The sequence below is a fragment of the Stanieria cyanosphaera PCC 7437 genome, assembly GCF_000317575.1.
GTDB lineage: Bacteria > Cyanobacteriota > Cyanobacteriia > Cyanobacteriales > Xenococcaceae > Stanieria > Stanieria cyanosphaera.
The window spans coordinates 4,315,359-4,338,210 of sequence record NC_019748.1 but is presented as its reverse complement, the minus strand read 5'-3'; the positions used below and the strand labels follow the sequence as shown (position 1 = coordinate 4,338,210).

The 22,852-nt window shown below is 35.7% G+C and carries 21 protein-coding genes and 1 other RNA gene; 7 read left to right on the top strand and 15 right to left on the bottom strand.

The features are described 5' to 3' along the window. Position 1: 1 nt before the first annotated feature. From prmC to STA7437_RS18855, 3 genes are all read right to left on the bottom strand, one after another. A complete protein-coding gene (prmC, locus tag STA7437_RS18865; protein WP_015194982.1) occupies positions 2 to 892 on the bottom strand; it encodes a peptide chain release factor N(5)-glutamine methyltransferase in 891 nt (296 codons plus the stop codon). Positions 893 to 913: 21 nt separating this feature from the next. Beyond that, positions 914 to 1,678, bottom strand: coding sequence for a Tic22 family protein (locus STA7437_RS18860; RefSeq protein ID WP_015194981.1), 765 nt, complete (start codon positions 1,676 to 1,678; stop codon positions 914 to 916). Positions 1,679 to 1,986: 308 nt separating this feature from the next. Next, positions 1,987 to 3,333 (bottom strand): IS200/IS605 family element transposase accessory protein TnpB, encoded by a 1,347-nt coding sequence (locus STA7437_RS18855; protein WP_015194980.1) that lies wholly within the window; start codon positions 3,331 to 3,333, stop codon positions 1,987 to 1,989. 13 nt (positions 3,334 to 3,346) lie between these two features. On the opposite strand from STA7437_RS18855, the gene tnpA reads away from it, so the two are divergent. Next, the gene (tnpA, locus tag STA7437_RS18850; protein ID WP_015194979.1) at positions 3,347 to 3,817 is read left to right on the top strand and encodes an IS200/IS605 family transposase; all 471 of its coding nucleotides are present in this window, start codon (positions 3,347 to 3,349) and stop codon (positions 3,815 to 3,817) included. Positions 3,818 to 3,985: 168 nt separating this feature from the next. On the opposite strand, the gene STA7437_RS18845 is transcribed toward tnpA, so the two are convergent. Further along, the gene (locus STA7437_RS18845) at positions 3,986 to 5,590 is read right to left on the bottom strand and encodes a hypothetical protein (protein WP_015194978.1); all 1,605 of its coding nucleotides are present in this window, start codon (positions 5,588 to 5,590) and stop codon (positions 3,986 to 3,988) included. An 80-nt stretch (positions 5,591 to 5,670) separates the two neighbouring features. On the opposite strand from STA7437_RS18845, the gene STA7437_RS18840 reads away from it, so the two are divergent. Further along, positions 5,671 to 6,786 carry an ABC transporter permease gene (locus STA7437_RS18840; RefSeq protein WP_015194977.1) on the top strand — a complete coding sequence of 372 codons (1,116 nt, stop codon included), beginning with the start codon at positions 5,671 to 5,673 and terminating at the stop codon, positions 6,784 to 6,786. Between the two features lie 190 nt (positions 6,787 to 6,976). After that, a complete protein-coding gene (locus tag STA7437_RS18835) occupies positions 6,977 to 7,804 on the top strand; it encodes a 2OG-Fe(II) oxygenase (RefSeq protein ID WP_015194976.1) in 828 nt (275 codons plus the stop codon). 144 nt (positions 7,805 to 7,948) lie between these two features. Here STA7437_RS18835 and STA7437_RS26655 read toward each other — a convergent pair whose 3' ends face one another. Both STA7437_RS26655 and STA7437_RS18830 read right to left on the bottom strand, forming a co-directional pair. Next, entirely contained in the window at positions 7,949 to 8,107 is a 159-nt protein-coding gene (locus tag STA7437_RS26655) for a hypothetical protein (RefSeq protein WP_171815462.1), read from the bottom strand. A 286-nt stretch (positions 8,108 to 8,393) separates the two neighbouring features. Further along, the gene (locus STA7437_RS18830) at positions 8,394 to 8,633 is read right to left on the bottom strand and encodes a hypothetical protein (protein ID WP_015194975.1); all 240 of its coding nucleotides are present in this window, start codon (positions 8,631 to 8,633) and stop codon (positions 8,394 to 8,396) included. A 347-nt stretch (positions 8,634 to 8,980) separates the two neighbouring features. Here STA7437_RS18830 and STA7437_RS18825 point away from each other — a divergent pair, with 347 nt between their 5' ends. After that, positions 8,981 to 9,334, top strand: a complete 354-nt coding sequence (locus STA7437_RS18825) for a hypothetical protein (protein WP_015194974.1) — start codon at positions 8,981 to 8,983, stop codon at positions 9,332 to 9,334. A 73-nt stretch (positions 9,335 to 9,407) separates the two neighbouring features. On the opposite strand, the gene ssrA is transcribed toward STA7437_RS18825, so the two are convergent. Then, positions 9,408 to 9,791: a transfer-messenger RNA gene (gene ssrA, locus STA7437_RS25570) on the bottom strand. Between the two features lie 160 nt (positions 9,792 to 9,951). Between ssrA and hemB the strand changes: the two genes are divergently transcribed. Further along, the gene (gene hemB, locus STA7437_RS18820) at positions 9,952 to 10,938 is read left to right on the top strand and encodes a porphobilinogen synthase (protein ID WP_015194973.1); all 987 of its coding nucleotides are present in this window, start codon (positions 9,952 to 9,954) and stop codon (positions 10,936 to 10,938) included. Between the two features lie 114 nt (positions 10,939 to 11,052). On the opposite strand, the gene STA7437_RS18815 is transcribed toward hemB, so the two are convergent. The 8 genes from STA7437_RS18815 to STA7437_RS18780 form a co-directional block, all read right to left on the bottom strand. Then, positions 11,053 to 12,561: an EH signature domain-containing protein gene (locus tag STA7437_RS18815; RefSeq protein WP_015194972.1), complete on the bottom strand. Its 1,509-nt coding sequence runs from the start codon at positions 12,559 to 12,561 to the stop codon at positions 11,053 to 11,055. Positions 12,562 to 12,563: 2 nt separating this feature from the next. After that, positions 12,564 to 13,358, bottom strand: coding sequence for an OmpA family protein (locus STA7437_RS18810; protein WP_015194971.1), 795 nt, complete (start codon positions 13,356 to 13,358; stop codon positions 12,564 to 12,566). After that, entirely contained in the window at positions 13,355 to 15,700 is a 2,346-nt protein-coding gene (locus STA7437_RS25055; protein WP_015194970.1) for a MotA/TolQ/ExbB proton channel family protein, read from the bottom strand. The genes STA7437_RS18810 and STA7437_RS25055 overlap by 4 nt, the downstream gene beginning before the upstream one ends. Before the next feature lie 54 nt (positions 15,701 to 15,754). Then, positions 15,755 to 16,096 (bottom strand): hypothetical protein, encoded by a 342-nt coding sequence (locus tag STA7437_RS18800; RefSeq protein ID WP_015194969.1) that lies wholly within the window; start codon positions 16,094 to 16,096, stop codon positions 15,755 to 15,757. Between the two features lie 239 nt (positions 16,097 to 16,335). Next, positions 16,336 to 17,703 carry a bifunctional UDP-N-acetylglucosamine diphosphorylase/glucosamine-1-phosphate N-acetyltransferase GlmU gene (gene glmU, locus STA7437_RS18795; protein WP_015194968.1) on the bottom strand — a complete coding sequence of 456 codons (1,368 nt, stop codon included), beginning with the start codon at positions 17,701 to 17,703 and terminating at the stop codon, positions 16,336 to 16,338. Between the two features lie 80 nt (positions 17,704 to 17,783). After that, positions 17,784 to 18,809 carry an HD-GYP domain-containing protein gene (locus STA7437_RS18790; protein ID WP_015194967.1) on the bottom strand — a complete coding sequence of 342 codons (1,026 nt, stop codon included), beginning with the start codon at positions 18,807 to 18,809 and terminating at the stop codon, positions 17,784 to 17,786. Between the two features lie 273 nt (positions 18,810 to 19,082). Then, complete coding sequence (locus STA7437_RS18785; protein WP_015194966.1) at positions 19,083 to 19,988, bottom strand: tRNA (5-methylaminomethyl-2-thiouridine)(34)-methyltransferase MnmD; 906 nt, start codon at positions 19,986 to 19,988, stop codon at positions 19,083 to 19,085. A 51-nt stretch (positions 19,989 to 20,039) separates the two neighbouring features. Then, positions 20,040 to 20,660 (bottom strand): molybdenum cofactor guanylyltransferase, encoded by a 621-nt coding sequence (locus STA7437_RS18780; RefSeq protein WP_015194965.1) that lies wholly within the window; start codon positions 20,658 to 20,660, stop codon positions 20,040 to 20,042. 45 nt (positions 20,661 to 20,705) lie between these two features. Here STA7437_RS18780 and STA7437_RS18775 point away from each other — a divergent pair, with 45 nt between their 5' ends. Together STA7437_RS18775 and STA7437_RS18770 are read left to right on the top strand one after the other, a co-directional pair. Then, on the top strand, positions 20,706 to 21,065 hold the full coding sequence (locus STA7437_RS18775) for a hypothetical protein (RefSeq protein ID WP_015194964.1): 360 nt from the start codon (positions 20,706 to 20,708) through the stop codon (positions 21,063 to 21,065). 257 nt (positions 21,066 to 21,322) lie between these two features. After that, on the top strand, positions 21,323 to 22,768 hold the full coding sequence (locus STA7437_RS18770) for an LCP family protein (protein ID WP_015194963.1): 1,446 nt from the start codon (positions 21,323 to 21,325) through the stop codon (positions 22,766 to 22,768). Positions 22,769 to 22,852: the final 84 nt, after the last annotated feature.

The following is a 22,852-nucleotide window of genomic DNA, read 5'->3' as shown; positions in this document are numbered from 1 at the left end:
GTTAACAACGATAAGCTAAAACAAAACGTTCAATTCCTGCTAGATCGGAAAAAATTTGAATATTGTGATAATTTCCTGTCTCAGATAGCATTTTAGCGACAATTGGTGCTTGTCCAATCATCATTTCAATTAACCAAATCCCACCTGAATGGAGATAATCAGCCGATTCTTGGACTAAATAACGAATATGATCCAAGCCATCTGCACCTCCATCTAAAGCTAGCAGAGGTTCGTGTTTAAATACTTCTGGCTGTAAATGTTCAAGTTCATCAGTGGGAATATAAGGAGGATTAGAAACCATCCCACTAACTTTACCTCGAAGATGTGGTAAAGGATACCACCAATTGCCTTGATAAAAACTAATTTGCTCAGAAAATCCTAAATTTTCAGCATTTTCCTTAGCTATTGCCAATGCAGCTTCACTAACATCTACCGCATGAATTTTTGCTTGAGGTAAGATACTAGCCAAACCTAAAGCGATCGCACCACTACCAGTTCCTAAATCAACCCAATTACCCAAACTAAGATTAGAACAATTACTATTCTCAATAGCTTGTTGAGCAAAATCAATCATTAACTCAGTTTCGGGACGAGGAATCAAGACAGCAGCAGATACTTTGAGATGAAAATACCGCCAAGGTACTCTTCCAACTAAATACTGAATTGGTAAACGATCTTGAAGACGTTTTTGCCACAAATCAGTTAGTTGTTGAAGAGACTGAGTTGAAGAAACTTCTGTTTGTTGACAAAACAACTCTAAACGAAGAGTTAAATTACTCAACCCTAATAATTCTTGTAACAACCAGTCTACTTCCTGTGGAGATACCTTGGCAGCTAATGCTTCTTGTTGAGCTTGCTTACGCCAAAGATAAAGTTCTTGCCCAGAGAGCATAGAATTAAATAAAAGTTTAGTTTACTGTGCTGGCTGAGTTTCGGTTTGTCCCTCTTGAGCAGGTACATTTTCTTGAATAAATTTGATCGATTCAGCAGTAGGCACTAGCACAATTTTGCTCAACATGGCATCATTACTGTTTTGTAGAGTATCAATTACCCCTTCTAATAAAACAACTTCGATATCGACAGTATCTGCTAATTCTGGTTTTTGTTGTTTAAATTTTTCAATAACACTTTCTAGCTGTTGTTTCTCAAAAAAGAAAGGAATTACTTGCTCAGAGTCTCTTTCAATCGTTAAATAACCATCATCTTGTCCACCTTTAGCAACAAACAAAGGTACTCCACCTTGATATTGTTTGCCATCTTGGCTCAAAATAGTTTTAGCTGACTCTACTTCTGTTTGAGTAGGAACATAAGTAAAATTCAGACTGTTAGTTTGGGCTTGATTTGCCTGGTCTAACTTATATACTTCTCCTAAAGAGACAGGTACTACCTTAACTTTACTAGCAAGATCGGGATTTTGTGTTTGTAAACGACTAATAAAATTATTAGCATCTGCTTGGCTAATAAATACGCCTGCTACTTTAGCGTTATCTTCTCCAGAAGCAACTAAAGGAGCTCCTTGTTCATCAGCCACGGTAAAAACTGGAACTGGGTTAAGTTTTTCAACGATTTGCTCAGTAGGTAAAGCCCAAGCTTTCAAATTTTGACCTAAACCTAAACCAATTAAACTTGTTCCGATTAAGCCTAAAGTGACACTGCGCAGAAATAAAGAGTTAATCATGATTTTGTCTTTGTTCAATTTTGTTTTTTTATTGTGTATGTAAAATGGTAATTTTCTAGAGAATATTATTTACCTTTAAGATAGAACAATTTCTTGACTTCAATCAGACTGCATTTTTAGCTTGGTGAAGGGTGTTTGTTTCCTTCCTTGGTCAAACTAATAATTAGACTGTTGAAGAGAATTTAGTGTTCCTTCAAAATAAATACTTAAAAAGTGTTATATGATTCAACTTTAAAATTTATGTACTATTGAAATTGATCTAGTTTTTATTTCAGCTTATGATAGCTTATTGACTGTGAATGCTCTGCTCATGACCCTTCGGGTACATAAGCGGCTTCTATCTCCGACCATAATTGGCAGAGTAGACCAGGCATTCTCTGTTCTGGCTGGGTACTTTGGCCCATACCAGACTCGTTGCGATTTCTCCGAACGAGTTTTAGCCAATACCTAGCACCGATATTGTACGATGCGCTAAGGTCGGCATTATATTTTTTACCGCTTGCAAATGTAGCTAGAGCATAGTTCTTTTTGTTTCTTCTAACTTTTCCAGAGCCATCATATGCCCAGCTAGATGTACCACGAGGATTGACTTGGCTAGTTTTTCCGCCTAGCTCTACGTATTTTTCAGTCGTTAAAGAAACGATACTGCTCTTTAACCACCCATGAAATCTCTGTCTTAAGGTCGAACCTCGTCTACCTCCTCGTGGTTTCCATCCTGTCATATACTCGAAGACGATTACTGCAGCACCATTGGTAGTAGCAAAGTTAATTAGTTCTCTAGAAACTTTGTGGGCTATTTGCTTGTTAATGTTATGAGCTTTGCGGTAGATGTCTCGACAAAAGCCTTTAGTTAACTTGCCTGTTTTACCCATCGTTAAACGAGCTTTCTTGCGGATGGCTTGCAATCGCTTATCTCTTCGGTCTATGTCGGCGGCACAAGAGTTAAAGAATTTACGTGCCGTCACAGTGCCATTGGGATTTACGACTGAAGCCACTGCTATTGTATTAATTCCCAGGTCTACCGAGCAAACCTTTTTGACTTTTGGTGTTTGCGGTGGTTTAATTTTGAACGGTACTGAGAGCGAGATACCAGTATTTGTAACCATCATACTGGGGGACATTGTTTTAGACTCAGGTAGCAAATGTCGCTGACCTGTGTTTTTAACAGGTATAGTCTCCCAACTCCAATCTTTTCCTTTGTACAACTTAATTTTTACGCTGTTTTTTAGGAAGAGAATGCATTGTCCTTGGTACAAGACTGTACGCAAATTGGTTACTGCATTTAGTTTTGGTGGATTAGCATCTCTCCTTTTCCTGTCACCAGACAGCCATTGTCGGTATCTAATTACAAAAGAGGATACTTGTCCAATAGCTGCTTGAATAACTGCCCGTCTAAGGTACGAAGGAAATTTGTAGAAGTTACAGGTAAAGTACTGATAGCGCGGATTAGGATTTTTGTTCGTCTTATGGATTAACTTTTCTACGGCAGCACAAGGACTAGAAGCGTTAGCTATTAAAGTCCAATGAGTATACACGACACCGATTAATGCTCTGGCAAATTGACGATAAACTTTTTCGGTATCAAGAGCATACTGGATTTGTTCTTTGTTGGGATTTAAATCCCAGTTATCTGACCGTATAATTAAATTATCCATGGTGCAATCATAAATGAAGTCATCTAAATTTGCAAGACTAAAAACTAATAATCATAGTGCTTATCGTCTTTTCTACCATTTAGTGTTGTCTACGAAATATAGGCATAAATGTATTACAGGAGAGATGCTAGAACGGTTAGAAGAAATATTTAAAGACTTACTTTTGAAGTGGCACTGCGAACTAATCGAATTCGGAGGGGAGGGCGACCACATCCACGTCTTGTTTGAAGCGGTGCCGACTGTACAGTTAGCTGACCTAGTTAAAAATTTAAAGTCAGTATCTTCTAGAAGAATGCGAAACGAATATGCAGAGCATTTAAACCAGTACTATTGGAAGTCATACTTCTGGAATCGGGCTTATTGTATTATTTCTGTTGGTGGAAGGGCTAACATACAAACGTTGTTAAAGTATATAGAGAATCAGGACGAACCCGCTAGACTCAGACCACCGCTAACTAACTCTTCACCTGCGGTAGAAGAGTAGGATGCGCGGCCGAATTCGCTCAAATTAGAAAAAAAGAATCTTTAAAGTCTAATATTGCGATCGCAACTAGCCAATTAATTAAGTAAAGCTAATTATAAGCGGGTAAACCAAGCAAAAAAAGAGCTTACCATCATACTTACTTCAAAATTTTGGTAATTTAAAGAATTTTTAAGCTTTTTTTCCCCAATCACGTTGTAGCAAAAAAGTTTCACCAGGAGATATTTGTTTGATTTGTTCGGTTAGATCTAGCCAAGGTTGCAATTGTCCTAGTTGAAAAGTACGACTCATCACTACATAAATAGAAGTTTGATCGCAGCCAATTCCAACTGAAATAAGATTATCCCAAGTATCAGCCCAGAGTTGATCTATTACTTGCCAATAACCATTTTGCCATTGCAATTGACGTTGAAAACGAAACGGTGCGCTTTGTTTACCTGTAATGAGAATTTTCTGTAAAATTTGACGGATTAAATTTGGAAAGAAGCGTCCAACAGATAACATCACTATTCTCAAGACCATTAAATTTAGAGGATTCATTTGTTTTTGTTTTGCCCAACCCAATGAACCTTTAATCACAATTTTGTCTGCTTCTACAACTGTTTGATAATTACTAACTAAATGACCTACTGCATTTTTAATTTTATTTCCAACCTGCACCTGTAAGGAAAATTGAGTATCTGAAGCAATTAATTTCCCTTGATGAAATAATTTAAATACTCCTCCTTTATTTAAAGCTAAGTATAATTCTGTATCCTCACGTCGGTCTATTAAAATTCCTCCTTCTTGTAACCAAAAACGTCCTTGAGGACGAGGTTCGATCATTCGTCTATCAGCAACAAAGTCTCGCCAAGCTAGTAAATAATTCCAGGTATGATGACCGATAATATGATCGTCTGCATAACAAGGTGCTAAACCATTAGCTAATCCTTGTAAAAATTGATCGTTAATACTCAACGCTTCTGGTAGCCATTTGCCTACCAATTCAAAACCGTGAGGAAAGAAATTGTAAGTATTGCGACTGGTATATTCTCCTCCATAAGAACCATCAGGATGCACAAATTGAGCAGCAAGAATAACTGCTTTAGCTAAGGCATCTTTTAATCGGTTGCAAGGATTTAATTCATAGATGCGAGCTAAACAAGAAATTGTGAGAGTATGATAACCTGGATCGCAACCTTCATATTCTTGAAACCAACCTTCAGGATTTTGCCAAGCTAATACTTGTTCTAAACGTTCTTGTTTGCTTTGATTCCAGCGACTGCTTTTTAAAAGTTTCGACAGTAATTCTAGACAAAGTACGATTAAAGCTTGATGATTAGTGAGCCTACCGCTTTCTTGATGATGAGCTAACCAATCTGCTCGTTTGACAAAGAAACTTAACAATTGGGGATTGTCTAATTCCATTAAAGTATAACTTTCAATAAAAGCAAGTAGAGAAAAAGCTGCTGCACCTGCTGCTCTTTCGTAGGGAAAATAGTCGTCACAAGAGCCGTTTGGATGAGAACTTTTTGCTGCGTAAAGAATTCCTGCTTCTACCCAATTTTTAAGATTTGGTTGTTGGTAAAAAGGATTATGCTCAATTTTGGTATGATATGCCAAAGCTAGAGGATAGACAAACTCTTGAGACATTCCGCTCGGAAAATCAATAATTTTATACTGCCAAAAATTACGATCAAAACAGCCATAAGTTGGACTATGAGGATTACGATCTAGAAGAGTAAGGATTTTAGGTAGTTGGGCTAAAGCTTCTTGGGCTAAAAGATTTTTATTCATGAACTTCTACGCATTCAATCAAACCCATAGTTTAAACTACAGTAAAAATAAAAGATAAATATTTTCAGTTTGGTTAACTTATGGACTGGTGGCGGAAACTCAAACACAATCCTCTTGCTCGTTTTGGAGCAATTTTATTAATAGTTTTTTATCTAGTTGTAATTTTTGCTGATTTTGTTGCGCCTTATAATCCTTATGATTCCCAAACTGATGGTTCTTTACTACCACCGACAACCATTTACTGGCGTACTCCTGAAGGAAAATTTCTTGGTCCTCACGTTTATCCTACCACCTTGGGGCCAACAGATTTAGATACAGGCGATCGCGAGTTAAAAGTAGATTGGCAACAACCTTCACCACTTCGTTTATTTGTCAAAGGTAAACCCTATAACTTATTTCAAATTAGATTACCGTTACCACCTCAATTTGAAGAAGTTACTATCTTTCCAGGTATTCCTCTTGAACGTCATTTATTTGGTGCAATTGGAGCAGGAAAAATCAATCTTTTAGGTACAGATGAACAAGGCAGAGATGAATTTAGTCGCATTATTTTTGGTGGCAGAATTAGTTTATTTATTGGTTTAGTAGGAATTATTATTTCTTTTCCTTTAGGAATGTTGATTGGCGGAATTTCTGGTTATTTTGGGGGTTGGAGTGATGCTATTTTAATGCGTTTGGTAGAAGTATTAATGACTATACCAGGCATATATTTATTAGTAGCTTTAGCAGCAGTTTTACCTGCTGGATTGAGTAGCGCACAGCGTTTTTTATTAATAGTTTTAATAACTTCTTTTATTAGTTGGTCAGGATTAGCTAGAGTAATCCGAGGACAAGTATTATCTTTAAAAGAACAGGAATTTGTTCAAGCAGCTAAAGCAATGGGTGCTAATCCTTTTTATATTATTGTTCGTCATGTTCTTCCCCAAACTGCTACTTATATTATTATTTCTGCTACCTTAGCTGTACCTGGCTTTATTGTTGCCGAATCTGTTCTGAGTTTAATTGGTCTAGGAATTCAACAACCAGATCCTAGTTGGGGCAATTTACTTTCTTTAGCTACTAATGCTTCTATTTTAGTTCTTCAACCTTGGTTAATTTGGACTCCTGCTTTATTAATTATTTTGACAGTATTAGCATTTAATTTATTAGGAGATGGTTTAAGGGATGCCCTCGATCCTCGTAATTTACAAAGATAAAAATTAATTTTCGGCAATTTTAAATCTGCTGAAGCAAACAAAGTTTTTTAAATAAAAAAAAGACCTAATTATAACACAAAAATATTTTTATTGAATCGAGATCGCGCAGCGCCTCGCTTCGCGAGATCGCGTCTGATTATTTCTGAATTATAATAAAAAGTCAATTTCCTAAATCTAATAATTATAGTCTATGACCATTGAAATTGATGCAGTGAAGACAGAAACCAATCTGTCCAATTTAGATTCAATAAATCTAAACTTATTTAATAAGGTAAGCGATCGTCTCAAAAATGAATCTGAGTCTTTTAAACAAGCGTATTCTCAAGGAAAACCTTATCCTCATTTAGTGATTGATGATCTTTTTGATCCTGAAGTACTCGATCGAATCGTCGCTGAATTTCCCCAAGCTGAACAAAGACTAGATTGGCTAATTTGGGATACAGAACATGAATTAAAGACAACTTCACGGGGTATTAATGGTTTATCTACCTTCACCCAACTCTTATGTTTGTGGTTAAGTTCAGGCGAATTTATTAATGAATTACAAAAAATTGTTGGTTTTGACAACCTTGTCGGCGACCCCGTATTTCATGGTGCTGGTTTACACGAAATGTATCAAGGTGGCTGGTTAGGAATGCACGCCGACTATACCAAACACTTTACATTACCATTAATTCGTCGAATTAATCTGCTGATCTATTTGAACCGAGATTGGGATCCTAATTGGGGAGGTGAATTAGTTCTTGGAGACCACAAAAACCCAGAAAATAAAGTTAGTTATCCTCCCTTTTTTAACCGCACTGTGATTTTTCCGACAACGATAGAAACAATGCATGGCGCACCTAATAAGCTATCTTGTCCTAAAGATCGTAGTCGTAAATTGCTTTCAATCTACTATTGGACTCCTGTTCCTATGCCTTTATTTACTAAATTTGGTACACCGTTAGTATGGGCATCCGACCGAAAAAGGGAGATTAAAAACATCTTAAAAAAATGGAGCGGTAATAGTCCATCTTAATGTTTAATTCCATACTGTAAGAAGATTACGCTTTAAATTAGACCCTAATTTGTCTCGGCACATTAGGGTTAAATTTTTTGCCGTTGCATCCCTGCGGATTGAGTTCCAAATAAAATTAAGAAAGATTGTGGTCGTTTAAAGGTGTTAAAACTCCCAAGAAACTGTTCCTTGAACCGTAAACGGCTCTCCTGAATAAACATTGAGATCGCCATAAGCAGATTCAAAATACTCCTGATTAAATAAATTTTGTATATTTTTCTTTTCTCCTTTGCTCCTTAAGCTTTTGATTCCTAAAGTACACAATTAATTTTGCCTAGATACTTATTTTTCCAATTTACATCGCTTAACAATCTGTAGCAAAAATTTAGCAATTTGATATTAAATAAAAAAACTCTCGTTTTTTCGATGTAACGAGAGTCATCTGAAAATTATAATGTACCGATTTTTTAACCAAACAACAATGAAACTTATTAAGTCAACTAATGCGGTCGTCTAAGTTTGGAGATTGTCTCGGGACAGTGAATAGACAAGGATGATTGACAAGACAAATGTATTTAATTAGTAAGACACCATTGGCTCTTAATTTTTATTAAACATTGCTTGCAGTTTTTTGAGAAGATAAATGTTCTTGATATTTAGGATCTAACCAGCACAGAGGTAAAGATTCACCTGAAGGAAAAATTAAATTGGATTTGGCAAAAGTTTCAGGATCTTGCATTTCTTCACCGGCATGAAATCGACCCGTGATTGATTGTTTACAAGGATCATAAATCTCTTCCATCTCTAAAATTTCTACTAAATCACCACTTTGTTTATGTTTTAAAAACATAAGCCCTCCTTAGTTAATCTTGAAAAATTACGCATTACTTTAGGTCATTTGTTGCTCTTAAATTTAGTAATATCTAGAAAATAATAGTTTTTCTTTCATTTACGTAATTTCTCTTGCTAATACCTTCACGCTAGCACAGGTTTAGAGTAATAGATATTAAAAATAAAAGTATTATTTATGTTTGATGGTAAATTATTTTAATTATCACAAGAGTTAGTTTTAATAAATTATTTTTATTTGGTGTAATGAGAATTATTTCAATAAATCATGACATTGTTGTAAATTTAATTCCATTAAAAGTGTCTTGTATTAGCATAAGAGTATAGTTTTAATTAGTAGATCGACAAATGGGTAACATCATTAACGCGATCGCTATTATTTTTCTTATCTCTAGCCTATTGGAACTGAATTTATCAGCTAAAACTACTCAGGCACAAACTGATACAGTAGTTGATCATCAGGGTCATGAGATACCAATAGACGATCAAGCTCGTTACTTAAAAGGATTAGAAAACAGAAATTCCTCAGATTGGAATTTTGCCATAGGAGGAGGGGAATTAACTGATGATAGTTATCAACTAAGTCTTTCTCAACCAAATGTCCGCATTCTTGAACAAAATCAACCAGAATGGCGCAATACTGGTAAAGATGCTACTTACTCTATACTTGTAGACGTTTATAATTTTTCTGAAGCAAAATAACAATTATATTTGGCTTAATTTATTGTCACACCAACTATAGACTAGTGAGCTAGACAATTTACCATATTAATTTTTATGGAGCCGAGCAGAGTCGAACTGCTGTCCAGACTGGATATTGACTTTCCGCTCATTCACAGGTTTAGCTCTTCTGATCCTCAGAGCGGGAACCATCTCTTATCCCTGATGGCGGGATTCTCTAGTAAAGTCTTTACCTTTTAATTGACCAGAGGCAAATAAAAGATGCATCCGTTGGGGTTAAACTTTTAGTCCTTAACGGAGTCAAACTAAAAGCGAGCAAGTCTAGTTTAGACCTAGGCTAATACCGCCTGGCGCTCAAATTTTACGATGTTATTCGCAGTTACTTTTTTGTTTTGAGCCTGGATTTCCGAGAGTTGACTCCCTCTCGACCTGTATCACGGGTTAGCTTTCGCCAACCTGTCGAAACCGTTACGGCCCCTTGTGCATTTTCTAATAATCATTGTAGCGATTTTAGTCAAAACTGACAACGTTACAAAAGATTGAGTAGTACTAATCTTGGTATCTTTCCGCGAGAAGATCACTTTATATTAATTAAATTGTGTTGCAAAATCACTCGATAAGTAAATCCAGATACGATCATGTTTCCTATTAATCGCCCTCGCCGTTTACGTCAAAATTCTCAATTGCGCCGTATGGTGCAAGAAACAGTGCTTACTGCTAATGATTTAATTTATCCTCTCTTTGCCGTACCAGGGGAAGCAGTGGCAGTAGAAGTCAAATCTATGCCAGGAGTGTATCAACTGTCGGTAGATAAGATTGTGGAAGAAGCTAAAGAAGTTTACGATTTGGGAATTCCCGCGATTATTCTCTTTGGCATTCCTGAAAATAAAGATGCCGATGCTACTGGTGCGTGGCATGATTGTGGAATTGTTCAAAAAGCAGCAACTGCTGTTAAGGAAGCTGTACCAGATTTAGTAGTGATTGCTGATACTTGTTTGTGTGAATATACTTCTCATGGTCATTGTGGTTATTTAGAAGTAGGAGACTTAACGGGTAAAGTTTTAAACGATCCAACCCTAGATTTACTAAAAAAAACGGCTGTTTCTCAAGCTAAAGCAGGGGCAGATATCATTGCGCCTTCAGGTATGATGGATGGATTTGTTCAAGCGATTAGAGAAGGATTGGATGAAGCTGGTTTTCAAGACACTCCCATTCTTTCCTATGCAGCTAAATATGCTTCTGCTTATTATGGTCCTTTCCGTGATGCTGCTGAATCTTCTCCTCAATTTGGCGATCGCAGAACTTATCAGATGGATCCTGCCAATGGCAAAGAAGCTCTCAAAGAAGTTCAATTAGATATTGCTGAAGGGGCGGATATGCTAATGGTAAAACCTGCCTTATCTTACATGGATATTATTTGGCGAGTCAAAGAAATCACTAATTTACCTGTAGCTGCTTATAATGTTTCTGGTGAATATTCAATGGTTAAAGCTGCTGCACTCAATGGTTGGATTGATGAGAAAAAAGTAACTTTAGAGACTTTAACAAGTTTTAAACGTGCAGGGGCAGATTTGATTTTGACTTATCATGCCAAAGATGCGGTGCGTTGGCTGAATGAATCGTAAAAATATCTAGGGCGATTAAATAAATATTTTGGGTTTTAAGTAGGGGTAATTCATGAATTACTCCTACACAAACATCTAAAAAAATTATTGTAGTTAAGCAAGCGCAAATGTCTTTTAAACTGATTGAAAAATTTGATTGTCTTGGCAAAATCGTTTAGCTTCTTGTTCTAATCTATTAATTTCTCTTTGCCAATATTCTAATTTGTAGCTTCGTTTTTGCTTATTTTCAAAAGAAGGTTCTGGTAGTCCTGTTTGAGAATGATACTTGCTATATCTATCAGGTAAACCAATAAAATAGTGTGTACCTTGATTTGGACGAATATTATTTTTTCTTAACCATTGTTCACAATAATATTGCCATATAAATTCGTGATCGTGAATTTCTCCACCCAGGCAGCGCAATCTTTTGACAGATAATTCATGAGAATGAAAAAGTTTTTTTTCTACAATAGAATCATTTTTAAACAAACGAGTTTCGCTACCATTACCTCGAAAAAATTCTACAATAAACCATTCACCAAAATCAAAAATACAAACTTCGGTTGGACTGCTACCATCTTCAACTAAAATACTGATATCTTGATCGGCAAAATTATTTCCTAAAACTTTAACAGAAGATTGAGGTAATAAAATCCGAATTCGTTCAAAGCGATCGCTATAATTAGCCCAAAATTCTTTTCTATTTCTCAGTCGCTTAGCTTCGTATTCTTGTAAATATAATTTTTTTAAGATAACATCAACTAATTTTTGAAAATCTCGATAATTAACTGCACCAATCCATTTTTTAAGAGCATTTTTGGCAGTTGAAGAAAGTTCATTCCAACGGGAATTAATCACACCTGAACCATAATTTTGAGATATCCAAGTAGCTAATTCTGGGTGAGAGTGGGTTATTTCTGGAGAAGTATTAATAAGTAAATAATCTACTGTTTTTAATTCTTGTTCGCTAGACATTTGTTTTAAACAATTCAACAACCATTCAATTTGTTGTTTGCTAGGATTTTTAGCTTTTGTAAATTGGATAGCAACATAGTTGAAAGCCTCTTTGACAGCATCAATTTTATCAGGAAGTTGATAATTGTTTAAAAGTTGTCGTGGGGTAAGTAAATTTTGCCAGCTTATTTTAGCTAGTTCGGGAGCAGGGAATGGTTTAGATAAAACATCAATAATTTGTACTGATACTTTTTCTGAATTAGTTTTAGGAATAAAAATACTAAAGCTGTTAATTAAAGAAGAAGCTAGCGTTTGATTCTCTTCATTATAATTAAGTATTAAATCCCAAAATAAACGATGCTTTAACCAAGCATTATCATTTGCTGCTTGCCAAATTGCTTCAGAAGTGTTTTCTGCTTGTTCTGGATTTTGTAGATCCCATTTCTGTTTGAGATAAAGGCAATAAATCCACTCCAGTAAAGTTATTTGGTCAATTTGACCATGTTGAATGTCCGAAATAATTTCGTCTATGCTACGAGGTTGAGTTATGAAACTTTGAGTAATACAAGATGGAATTTGTAGTGGTTGAGGAAAATTATTATTAATGTTATTTCCTGCTAATTTAATTAATTCTTCGCAACGAACTTGAGTTAGAGGAGGTAAATTTAATTGAGAAAAATGAAAATTCATTATTATTTTTTGTTAGTATTGTTTGACTGAAGAAATTGTTCAAAATTTTCTCTGCGAAATTGAAAACGAAAAACAACTTTGCGATCGCTTGAGTGATCGATTTTTTGGTTAGCATCAATTTCACCACGACCAGATGCTAATATTTTCTTTTTGAAACGTTCTTTAGTAGAAAACTTGAATTGATTAGACAAAATATAATCAGAAACAGCTAAAGCTCTACGCAAGCTTAATTCCATATTCTCTTTATCAGAACCTTTGGAACTGGTATGTCCTTCAATTACCACACGAGTAATTTGACGATCAAACATACTATCAGAAAAAATGATGTTGCTGTAAGTCGGGATAAATTGCTGAAGAAACTTTTTACCTTCTGGTTTAAGTTCAGCACTTCCCTCATCAAACAAAATGCGATCGCCTATACTAACATCTCCTGTGGTTGGATCGACTGTAAATAAACCTTTTCCTCCTATTTTTCCTTCTAAAGCGTTAAGAATTCTAATTGGTAGTTCATCAACTGCTTTTTTATATTTTTTTAGTTGTATTTCTAACTGTTTTGCCTTGTCAATTTCTGCTTGGAGTTGTATTTCTAATTTTTTTGTTTTGTCAATTTCTGCCTGAAGTTGTATTTCTAGTTGCTTTACTTGATTAACTTTTGCTTGAAGTTGAATTTGTACAGTAATAAATAAAAGAACAAAAATCATCAATACACTGGACATTAAATCGCTAATAGATAGATAGACTCCAGAATCCTGTTCTTCTGATTCCGTTTCTATTTCATAGTCAGGGAAATTATTCATGATTCAATGCTCCCTTGACCGTTTTTCAGTTCATTAGCAGCAGCTACTAAATATTGCGCTACACTCATCAAACCGTGAGAATTTTGGTCAAGTTTTTGACAGACTTGAGCAGCAGCTAGGTCTAATTCTGTAAGATTGTTACTATAAGATTCCTTAGCTTGCTGAAGATATTCAAATAGCTCTTTATTTCCTTTTGTAAGAGCTTCGTTGAATTGATTGGTCATGTTTTGATAAGCTCTTTCTACCCGATGTGCTTCATTTCCAATAGTTCGTGCCAATTCCGTTAATTGACCTAAACGTTCACCAGAAGTTAATCCAAAGGTATTGGCAAGATTACTAACCGTTTCTACTGTATGTTTGATTTTTACTAAACTTTGATTGACTTGTTCGCTCATTTCTTGGCGTTTCTGAATTTCTTCATCGAAAGTATGTTGTAAATTGACAACTACTTGAGCTAATCCTTCACGCTGTTGACCTAGAGTATCGTTGAGTAAGTTATTTTGTTGAGTAAAAAATTCTGACAGTGCAGCTTGATAGTCGAGGCGGAATCTTTCTAACTCTTGTTGTACAGTTTGACGAGTATTTTGCAGCATTAGATCGATATTGCTTAAAGTACCAAGCAGATTATCTTTTGCTTGATTCATTAAACTAGAAGCTTCTTGTCCAACTGTTTTTAAAGTATTTGATTGATCTTGGAAAGCTGCGGTTGTTTCCAATAAAATCTGTCTAGTCTGAGACTCAACTCCTTCTAGCATTGCTTTTTGTTGTTCCGCTTGAGTAGACAATGCTGATTCCAAGTCTTCCCTGATGCCTCGGAAGGTTTTAGCTGCTTTATTGGCACTTTCAGCAAAAGCTTGTCTCTGTGCTTCCATACCAGCTACACTTTGAGCAACTGCTTGATTAATTTCTGAACCCACTTGCTCTAGAACACCTTTAGTTTCTTCACGAAAATCTTTGAGAATAATGTGTAAGCTAGTAGCAAATTGTTGAAGTTCAGTAAGAGTGTCTTTTTGGAAGATTTGAATCGTTTCGACTGCTCCTGCTAAACTTTGAGTAATACCGCCTAATTCATTTTTCAGTTCTCTAACAGCTTCAGAAGCTTCTTGAGTTAAGTTAGCACTTTGATCTAACCGCTCAACAACTGGTTCAATTAATTCATTGCGGAGTTGTTGAACTAATAATTCAACAGTTTGTTTTTGAGTTTCTTGTATTTCCCTAATTTTGCCTAAATCTTGAGAAATCGGTGTGATAATTAACCGAAATTGTTCTGCTGTTTTAATTGCGATCGCTTCTGGGGTTAATTGAGGTAAATTAGTAGTATTCGCTAGTAACTTAGTTAGATGAGGTTCGAGTTGTTGTTTTGTTTTAATTGCGATCGCTTCTGGGGTTAATTGAGGTAAATTAGTAGTATTTTTTACTAAATGATCGATTTTTTCTAATTTATGACTAATAGGATTAATTAATAACTTAAGCTCTTGATTAATTGCTTGAGCAATTGAGTCTGGATTAAATTGTTCGTTCTGTATTTTTTGTAATTTCTGAATTTCTTTTAACTGCTGAACTAAAAGACTGTCTTCTGAAGCAAGTGCCTGTTTTACAGCATTGCCAATCGCATCGGGATGAAATTGACTTAAACCTTTAAGATTTTTTGCAACCTCTTCTAGTGTTTTAGCAGCATCCCGACTAGAGGTATGATCGAAACGGGAAAGAAGACGTTCGGAAGTTTCTAAGAAAGCAACCTCGCTTAAATATTTTCGCAGTTGATTACGATTTCTTTCTTTTTGTTTGGTCTGACGAGCAATAATAAACATTAAGGGTATTGCTCCAGAAAGTCCTGCTAAAGAAGTAAAGAAAGCAGTTTTCATACCCGAAAGCAATTGAGTACTTGTAGTTAATAGTGACGAAGCATCATTTAACTCTCCAAGATTTACTCCCGAAATACCAACAGAAATACCAAAAAAAGTTCCAAAAATACCCAAAGTTGTCAGTAATGTAGGTACAAAATAAACCGTGCTACGAGGTACTGGTTTACTTAAAATAGTTGGATAAGATAACAAGACAAAACGATTATCTTCTTTTCTTGGAATAAATTTTGAGCTTTCAAGTTGACCATCAACATGATTAAATAACCATTTTCTAATTTCTTCTCCTACTTCTTGATGTGGTATTTCTTGTTTTAATTGATTTTTTTTAAGACATTCGGTTGCTTCTTCAGTTAATTTCAACTCTTTTTTATAATCATTAACAGATTTTATCTCTGTCCATATAGCCCAAATTGCGACGGCAAAAATAAAAGCAACAAAAACTACGTTGAGTAGTAAGTTATTGAGCAAAAGTACCATTATTTACTCCTGTTTTTAAATAATTCTGTTGTTGTAAAATTTTGATATATTTAACTAATGAAATCTTATGTAGCGTTGTATTTCTTCAGTTAAAAGATGTTCTTTTACTACTCTTACTGGAATATGTGCAGCGTCTTTCCAGTTTTCAATTGAATTAACAAGAAGCAAACCATATAGTGGTTCTTCACTTTCGGTTTCTCGATCTTCAGCTAAATAAACTTGCTTTGGTGCATAAGTACGCAATAATCTTATCTGCAAACGTGTTTTTAAGTCTCTTAAAGATGTTACCAAAGGCGAAGCAGAATCATTAAATATTTCTTTTGCTTCTTTCCAAGCGTGATTTACAGCTACTATTTCTTGAACTAACTGTTCTATTGATGGGTTTAACAGTTTCATACGCTAGTTTGAAAATAATTGTCTATTTAAAGAGTTCCCATTTCAAACCACGTAGTTACTAATTATTTTAATATTTTCTTAATAAGTAAAAAATGTGTCCACAGATAAACACAGATAAACACAGATGAACACGGATAGAGTTATCGATGGGTTATGGTTTTTTGATTTCATGAGGTTTAGTCGGCATACTCAGAGTTAAAGAGATGCCGATTTTTTCTCGATTAAAAACAAGAAATAAGTTATTTTTGCGGATTACTATTAGTTGGTAATTGCCAATCAGGTATTTCCTTCTGACGAGCGCGAGCAATTACTAAATAATCATCAGGAACATCTTTAGTAACTACTGAACCAGCAGCTACTGTAACGTTTTGTCCCAAAGTAATCGGAGCTACCATAACGCTATTAGCTCCAGTTTTAGTGCGATCGCCTATGACGGTAGGGTGTTTATTTACACCATCATAATTAGCAGTAATCGTACCTGCGCCTACATTGACTTTTTCCCCTAAAGTAGCATCACCAAGATAGGCAAGATGAGCAACGTTGGTTTTATTGCCTAGGGTTGCTTTTTTCAACTCAACAAAATTTCCAATCCGACAACTTTCACCTACTTTAACGTCACCACGCAAGTGAGCATAAGGACCAATTTGAGTATTAGCACTAACTTCAGCATTATTTACTACTGAATATACAACCGTGACATTTTCCCCAATTTGGCTATTTTCGATCATACTACCTGGTCCAATTCGGCTACCAGTAGCAATGCTAGTGTTACCCCGTAAATGAGTTTGAGGTTCGAGAATGACATCTGGTTCTAAATGAACAGTTTCATCAATGGTAATGCTATCGGGGTTAATCATGGTTACCCCTGCTTTCATCCAATTGTCTTTAATCCTAGCCTGAAGAATATCGTAGGCAGTAGCCAATTGCTTACGGTCATTAATACCAACAATTTCTAAATAATCTTCTACATCTACTGCTGTAACTGGAGCAAGATAATCAACTACTTCAGTTAAATAATATTCTTGTTGATCGTTATCTGTAGAAAGTTTTGGTAATGCTTCGGCTAGTTTTTGCCAGTTAAAACAATATATTCCCGCATTAACGCGACGATTTTGCCTTTGAGCAGTACTACAATCTCTGTCTTCAACGATCTGATTAACTAAATTGTTCCCGTCACAAAATACTCTGCCATAACCAGAAGGATTGGGTAAATGAGCAGTTAAAAGAGTTGCTGCGTGCTGTCCAGCTTGATGTACTTCAACTAAATGTTGTAAAGTTTCTGGACGTAACAAAGGAGCATCACCATTAAGAACTAATAAATCTCCCCCAAATCCGTGTAAATGAGGTAATAGTTGTTGAATTGCGTGTCCTGTACCTAATTGTTCTGTTTGTTCGACAAATTCAACGTTTTGACGAGAACTTAAGGCTTGTTTGAGTTGTTCTCCTTGATAACCAATAATGACAATTTGCCTTTCTGGTTGGAGTAAACGACAACTATCTAGTACTCGTTCAACTAGCGATCGCCCTCCTAAAGAATGCAATACTTTGGGTAAATCAGATTTCATGCGGGTTCCCCGCCCTGCTGCTAATATTGCTACCGCTACCATGCTTATGAGATCGAGTTGAGTTAATTCGATTGGAGTATAGCTTGTAGTTAGACCCGATCGCAAAAACTCGTTAAAAATTATTAGTTTTGATGCTGCATTGTAGTTTGCACAAAAGCGGTAAATGCCTCAGCAATTTTGGGATTTCGCCAGCCTTTACTAGTTTCCTCTGTAATAATTTCTATCGCTTGAGCAGGAGTGTAAGCTTGTTTATGAGGGCGATCGCTGGTTAAAGCGTCATAAATATCTAAAATTTGAAATATTTGTGCTAAATAAGGAATTTCTTTACCTACTAAACCATCTGGATAACCACTACCATCCCAGCGTTCGTGATGATTGCGAATAATGGGTAAGACTCCACGACGGTTTCTGAGGGGTTGACAGATTTTTTCACCAATCAAAACGTGTTGACGAATTAAATCCGTTTCGTTGGCTGTTAATTCGCCTTTTTTAAGCATCACTGCATCAGGAATAGCAATTGTGCCAATATCGTGAAGGTGAGCAGCAAAAACCAAATTATTGATTTCTGCTTCGGAAAGTTGTAAATATTCGCCGAAAGCTTGGGCTAATGAGGCAATTCTTGCACAAGAACCACTATCCGAAGAACGACTTTCTACCGCTTTAGCAATAGAAAACAATACTTGTTCAGTTTGATCCAAACCTTCATTAAGGCGTTTTTGCTGAATTAAGGATTTGACTCTAGTAGCGAGTTCAAAACGGTCTAAAGGTTTGATCAGAAAATCATCGCTACCAACTTCTACTCCTTTGCGACGATATTCTCGATTATCTGCTACCGCCATCAAAATAATTGGTATACCGTTAATTCGCTCGTCTTGTTTTAATTGCCGACAAATCTCAAAGCCATCTAAATAAGACATCATGACATCAAGCAGAACTAAGTCTGGTTTGTGTTCAATGACAAAATCGACAATTGGAGATTCTCCGTCTGCTTCTAGTACTTCATAACCATCCAATGACAACAGATCTACTGCGGTCATACGACTAAGAGGATGATCATCAATAACTAATATCCTAGCCGAAGCATAATTAGAATGATTCACCGCAGAAAAATTAATATTAGTGGACCGTAAGCCAGATATTTGATTCATCATTATCTCTTTTACTGAAGAATTTTGATCGCCATTAGTAAATTTTTTCAGTTCTTCAGTCTCTGTACCAAAACAAGTGTGAAGTAATAATTTAGATAGATTAATGCTTCAAGCATGGCTTGAGTCTGACGAGCTAGGCAAGAAATAAAAGATTGTATATCGGTTTTTTTTATATTTGTGTTTATCATTATGGTAATTTTCTCTTCATTTGAAATCGGCTTTTCTACGGACATTGGGTTAATATTTTTGACATTGATTACTAATCAATCTCCATTAATTAGTTAAAATTACTGACTGGCATGAAAAATTAATTGATTTCAACCAACGTTTTTTCCATTGGCTTGTTGATTCAAGTGTACTGCTTTGTTGTTCTTGTTTTCTTCTTTGTCGAATTTGTGAGGCAACATCTGCAAGGGTAGGATCGCGATAGGGAATAGCTGCGCGAGTTTGGAGATGTTCTTGTTCAAAAAGCGAGATCAAAGGTAAATCCTCTCCCGAAAAATTAGCTACCGTTCCAGGGGCTTTTCTGCCTACACTAGTAGTAGAGCCGAATTTTAAACCAGCTAAAGATAAGGCATTACGGAAGGCTGCTGCACAAGAATAACTAGCTAGTCTACCTGTAGGTTTTAAACAATGAGCAACTAAATTTAAAAATTCTACTGTCCATAATTGCGGACATTTTGGCGGTGAAAAAGGGTCAAGAAAAATAGCGTCAGCTTGCCATTGCTGTTGCAGAATTTGCTTAATTGTAGTTCTGGCATCTCCTAGTAAGAGTTTGGCTTGGAAAAATTGATGATTAACTTGTTGAGTTGTTGCTAATTCTGTTAGTAGTTGAGGAATAGGCTCGTGCCAAGAAGATAGAAGTTGAAATGCGATCGCATTTTGAGGAACTACAGGATTTAGTTCTAAACCAATTAATTCTACTCGACAATAAGGATTAATTGACCAAATAGCGTCTAAGGCAGCAGCAGTATTATAGCCAAGACCATAACAAATATCGAGTAGATGAATAGTAGATAATTGTTGGGCTTTGATTTTTAGTTGAGTTGGTTCGACAAATTTAACTTCGGCTTCTAGTTTAGCTCCGTAGTGAGAATGAAAAGCTTCATTAAATTCATCTGAAAAGAAAGTATAAGAACCATCTTCAGTTTCTTGAGGAATTAAAGAATTGTCGTTCATCAGTACGAGCGATCCAAAATAATGCTTCAGTTGAGCCAAAACCGCTATTGTTTATTGTAGCTCTAATTTTATAATCTCTAGCTCTTCAGGAGTGTTACAATTAAACAATATTTGCCAGTCGCTAATTGGTAATTGAGCTACACAATGTTGATTTAAAAAACCTTGAAAAGATTTACCACCTTGAGCAAGATACTCTTTCAATAAAGATAAACAGCTACGGCGATAAAAACCTGCTAAAGGCTCCCACCAACCAGCGGGATGACGAGGAACAAGAGCGATCGCATTTTCAGGGATTTCTGGTAAGTAATTATACCATTGTTTGACCTCAGTAGAAGTTAATCGAGGTAGGTCACAAGCAAGCAATAATACCCATTCTTGTTTTACCTGTTCTAATCCTTGGACAAAACCAATTAAAGGACTATTAGAATCATGATTTGGAGATAGCAAAGTTTCTTGAATAAATGTGCATCCAGTGGGAACAATAGGTTCATATTTTTCTTTCCAAGGAGTAACAATATATACTTGACTGGCACATTGTTGAGCTAGAGTACAAATTTGATTTAGTAAGCTACTATTGCTAATGGTTAGCAATGCTTTATCCTTTCCCATCCGCGAACTTTGACCACCTGCCAACACAATAGCGGTAGTAATTTGCCTAAAATCTTTTTTCATGAATAGTGATTTTTTAAATACCAATTCGCTAGCAACTCAACCAAGATGAATAAACCAGAATTAATCACAGAAAGACAATTACAACTTTGGCTATATCTTTTGCCTGTGGTAGGAATTATTCCTTCTCTTTGGACAATTACTCGCCCCAATTATCACCGAGAACAACAAGAAGCTAGCCGATTATGTCTTATTTTAACTTTGAGTTGGTTATTAATATATTTATTACTTAATTTAGGTTCAATTCAAGCAAATGAATTATTAGCTTTTCGGCTGCTTTATTTAAATGCTTTAATTACTACTGGTTATTTTCTAACTTTTGTAGTTTTAATGTTGCGTTTAGTTAAAGGAAAATCAATCGATTTGCCTTTAATTAGTAAATTGTTCAATTCAATTGGACGTAAATAATGAGCCTAAATTGAGGGAGTACCTGCTGTCATTCTGGAACTATCAAGTTAAAATCAAAAGAAATTAATTTAATTTTTTTTAATTATTTATTTAGAAGTTCTTGCCATTATCAAAGCAAGTTCAATTAGCTCTATTTAATGAGGTTGATGCAGTAATTATCCTATTGGTCTTGATTAAACTTGGGATTTATGTGTATAAATACTTAGCATTATTTGAGAAAATCAATTTTAATTTATTTTGCAAGTGTGAGGAAACCAGTGTCAGTAAGAAAAGCTTATCAATCTACTCCTTCTGGAAGACAATATAAACCGAGAATTAAACCTCGTTCTCAAAAGTTAAAACGAGGACGCGCTGTTTTAATTGGCATAGGTTTAACAGGATTATCGGTGGTTTCTGCTGTAGCTGGAGCTATTTTAGCAATTAGTTGGTCGGTATCTTCGCCTCTACAACAAACTGAACTAACACCACAACAAAAAGCAGTGTTCAGTCAAGAAGAAACTGTCGCTCAAAGAAATTTGACAGTACCTGAATTGTCCCGTCCTGTCAATATTCTGGTTTTGGGTATTAAAGTTCTTACTTCGGATATTGACGATTCTTTATCAGAAGAAGCTGGATATCATGCTTTGGTTAATTCTTTTGATGGTTTGAGCGATACGATGTTATTGCTGCGCTTCGATCCAGAAAGACAAAAATTAACAGTGCTATCTATTCCCCGCGATACCAAAGTTAATTTAGAAGGACATGGGGAACAAAAAATTAATATTGCTAATGATTTTGGTGGACCTGCTTTAACCGCAGCAGCAGTTAGCGAGTTATTGGGGGGTATAAACATTGATCGTTATGTGCGAGTTAATGTCCAAGGAGTAGAAAAGTTGATTGACGCTTTGGGAGGAGTCACAGTTGATGTACCCAAAGACATGAAATATAACGATTTCAGTCAGCATCTTTATATCGATCTCAAAAAAGGTAGACAGCATCTGGATGGAGATAAAGCCGTACAGTTTTTACGTTTCCGCTATGATGCTTATGGGGATATTTCTAGAGTACAACGACAACAAATGTTAATGCGATCGGTTGTAGAACAGACATTACAACCTGCTACTATTTTTAAAATTCCCGAAATACTTTCCGTAATTCAATCTCATATTGATACAAATCTTACGGTCAAAGAATTGATGGCCTTAGGAGATTTTGCTAGTGGCACTAAAAGAAGTGACGTGCAAATGCTGATGTTGCCTGGTGATTTTAGTGGCGATGGTAGAACAGGTGTTAGTTATTGGTTACCGAATGAAAACCGTATTCAACAATTAGTGACTGAACATTTTGATGTGGTTACTAGTGATTATCAGTTAACCGAAGGATATCAAGACTATAGTAATGCTAGAGTAGCAATTCAAGATAGTATTAATAATCCCGAAGCTGAACAAGCAATGGTAAATAGCTTAAGACAAGCTGGTTATACTAGGGTTTATGTGAGTGAAGCTTGGCATGAACCACTAGCAGAAACAAAAATTATTGCTCAAGGGGGAAACGATCGCGCTGCTACCTCTCTTCGTCGTAGTCTAGGTTTAGGAGAGGTTTTAATAGAGAGTACTGGTGTTTTAGATTCAGATGTGACCATTCAAATTGGTCAGGATTGGCAGACTTATCAAAATAATCTAGAAAACAAAGTTTATTCTGATGATGTAGTTAATCATCTTTAGAGTTTAAAGGATTTTAGGCTAATTTATCCTGCTAACCAATAAATGTACTTTATTCATCGGATTTAGTCTAACTTGTTAGGCTTA

Excerpts from the sequence above, each read along its gene's own strand:
- prmC (WP_015194982.1), bottom strand. The coding sequence starts at position 892 with ATGCTCTCTGGGCAAGAACTTTATCTTTGGCGTAAGCAAGCTCAACAA.
- STA7437_RS18860 (WP_015194981.1), bottom strand. The coding sequence starts at position 1,678 with ATGATTAACTCTTTATTTCTGCGCAGTGTCACTTTAGGCTTAATCGGA.
- STA7437_RS18855 (WP_015194980.1), bottom strand. The coding sequence starts at position 3,333 with ATGGATAATTTAATTATACGGTCAGATAACTGGGATTTAAATCCCAAC.
- tnpA (WP_015194979.1), top strand. The coding sequence starts at position 3,347 with ATGAAGTCATCTAAATTTGCAAGACTAAAAACTAATAATCATAGTGCT.
- STA7437_RS18845 (WP_015194978.1), bottom strand. The coding sequence starts at position 5,590 with ATGAATAAAAATCTTTTAGCCCAAGAAGCTTTAGCCCAACTACCTAAA.
- STA7437_RS18840 (WP_015194977.1), top strand. The coding sequence starts at position 5,671 with ATGGACTGGTGGCGGAAACTCAAACACAATCCTCTTGCTCGTTTTGGA.
- STA7437_RS18835 (WP_015194976.1), top strand. The coding sequence starts at position 6,977 with ATGACCATTGAAATTGATGCAGTGAAGACAGAAACCAATCTGTCCAAT.
- STA7437_RS18830 (WP_015194975.1), bottom strand. The coding sequence starts at position 8,633 with ATGTTTTTAAAACATAAACAAAGTGGTGATTTAGTAGAAATTTTAGAG.
- STA7437_RS18825 (WP_015194974.1), top strand. The coding sequence starts at position 8,981 with ATGGGTAACATCATTAACGCGATCGCTATTATTTTTCTTATCTCTAGC.
- hemB (WP_015194973.1), top strand. The coding sequence starts at position 9,952 with ATGTTTCCTATTAATCGCCCTCGCCGTTTACGTCAAAATTCTCAATTG.
- STA7437_RS18815 (WP_015194972.1), bottom strand. The coding sequence starts at position 12,561 with ATGAATTTTCATTTTTCTCAATTAAATTTACCTCCTCTAACTCAAGTT.
- STA7437_RS18810 (WP_015194971.1), bottom strand. The coding sequence starts at position 13,358 with ATGAATAATTTCCCTGACTATGAAATAGAAACGGAATCAGAAGAACAG.
- STA7437_RS25055 (WP_015194970.1), bottom strand. The coding sequence starts at position 15,700 with ATGGTACTTTTGCTCAATAACTTACTACTCAACGTAGTTTTTGTTGCT.
- STA7437_RS18800 (WP_015194969.1), bottom strand. The coding sequence starts at position 16,096 with ATGAAACTGTTAAACCCATCAATAGAACAGTTAGTTCAAGAAATAGTA.
- glmU (WP_015194968.1), bottom strand. The coding sequence starts at position 17,703 with ATGGTAGCGGTAGCAATATTAGCAGCAGGGCGGGGAACCCGCATGAAA.
- STA7437_RS18790 (WP_015194967.1), bottom strand. The coding sequence starts at position 18,809 with ATGAATCAAATATCTGGCTTACGGTCCACTAATATTAATTTTTCTGCG.
- STA7437_RS18785 (WP_015194966.1), bottom strand. The coding sequence starts at position 19,988 with ATGAACGACAATTCTTTAATTCCTCAAGAAACTGAAGATGGTTCTTAT.
- STA7437_RS18780 (WP_015194965.1), bottom strand. The coding sequence starts at position 20,660 with ATGAAAAAAGATTTTAGGCAAATTACTACCGCTATTGTGTTGGCAGGT.
- STA7437_RS18775 (WP_015194964.1), top strand. The coding sequence starts at position 20,706 with ATGAATAAACCAGAATTAATCACAGAAAGACAATTACAACTTTGGCTA.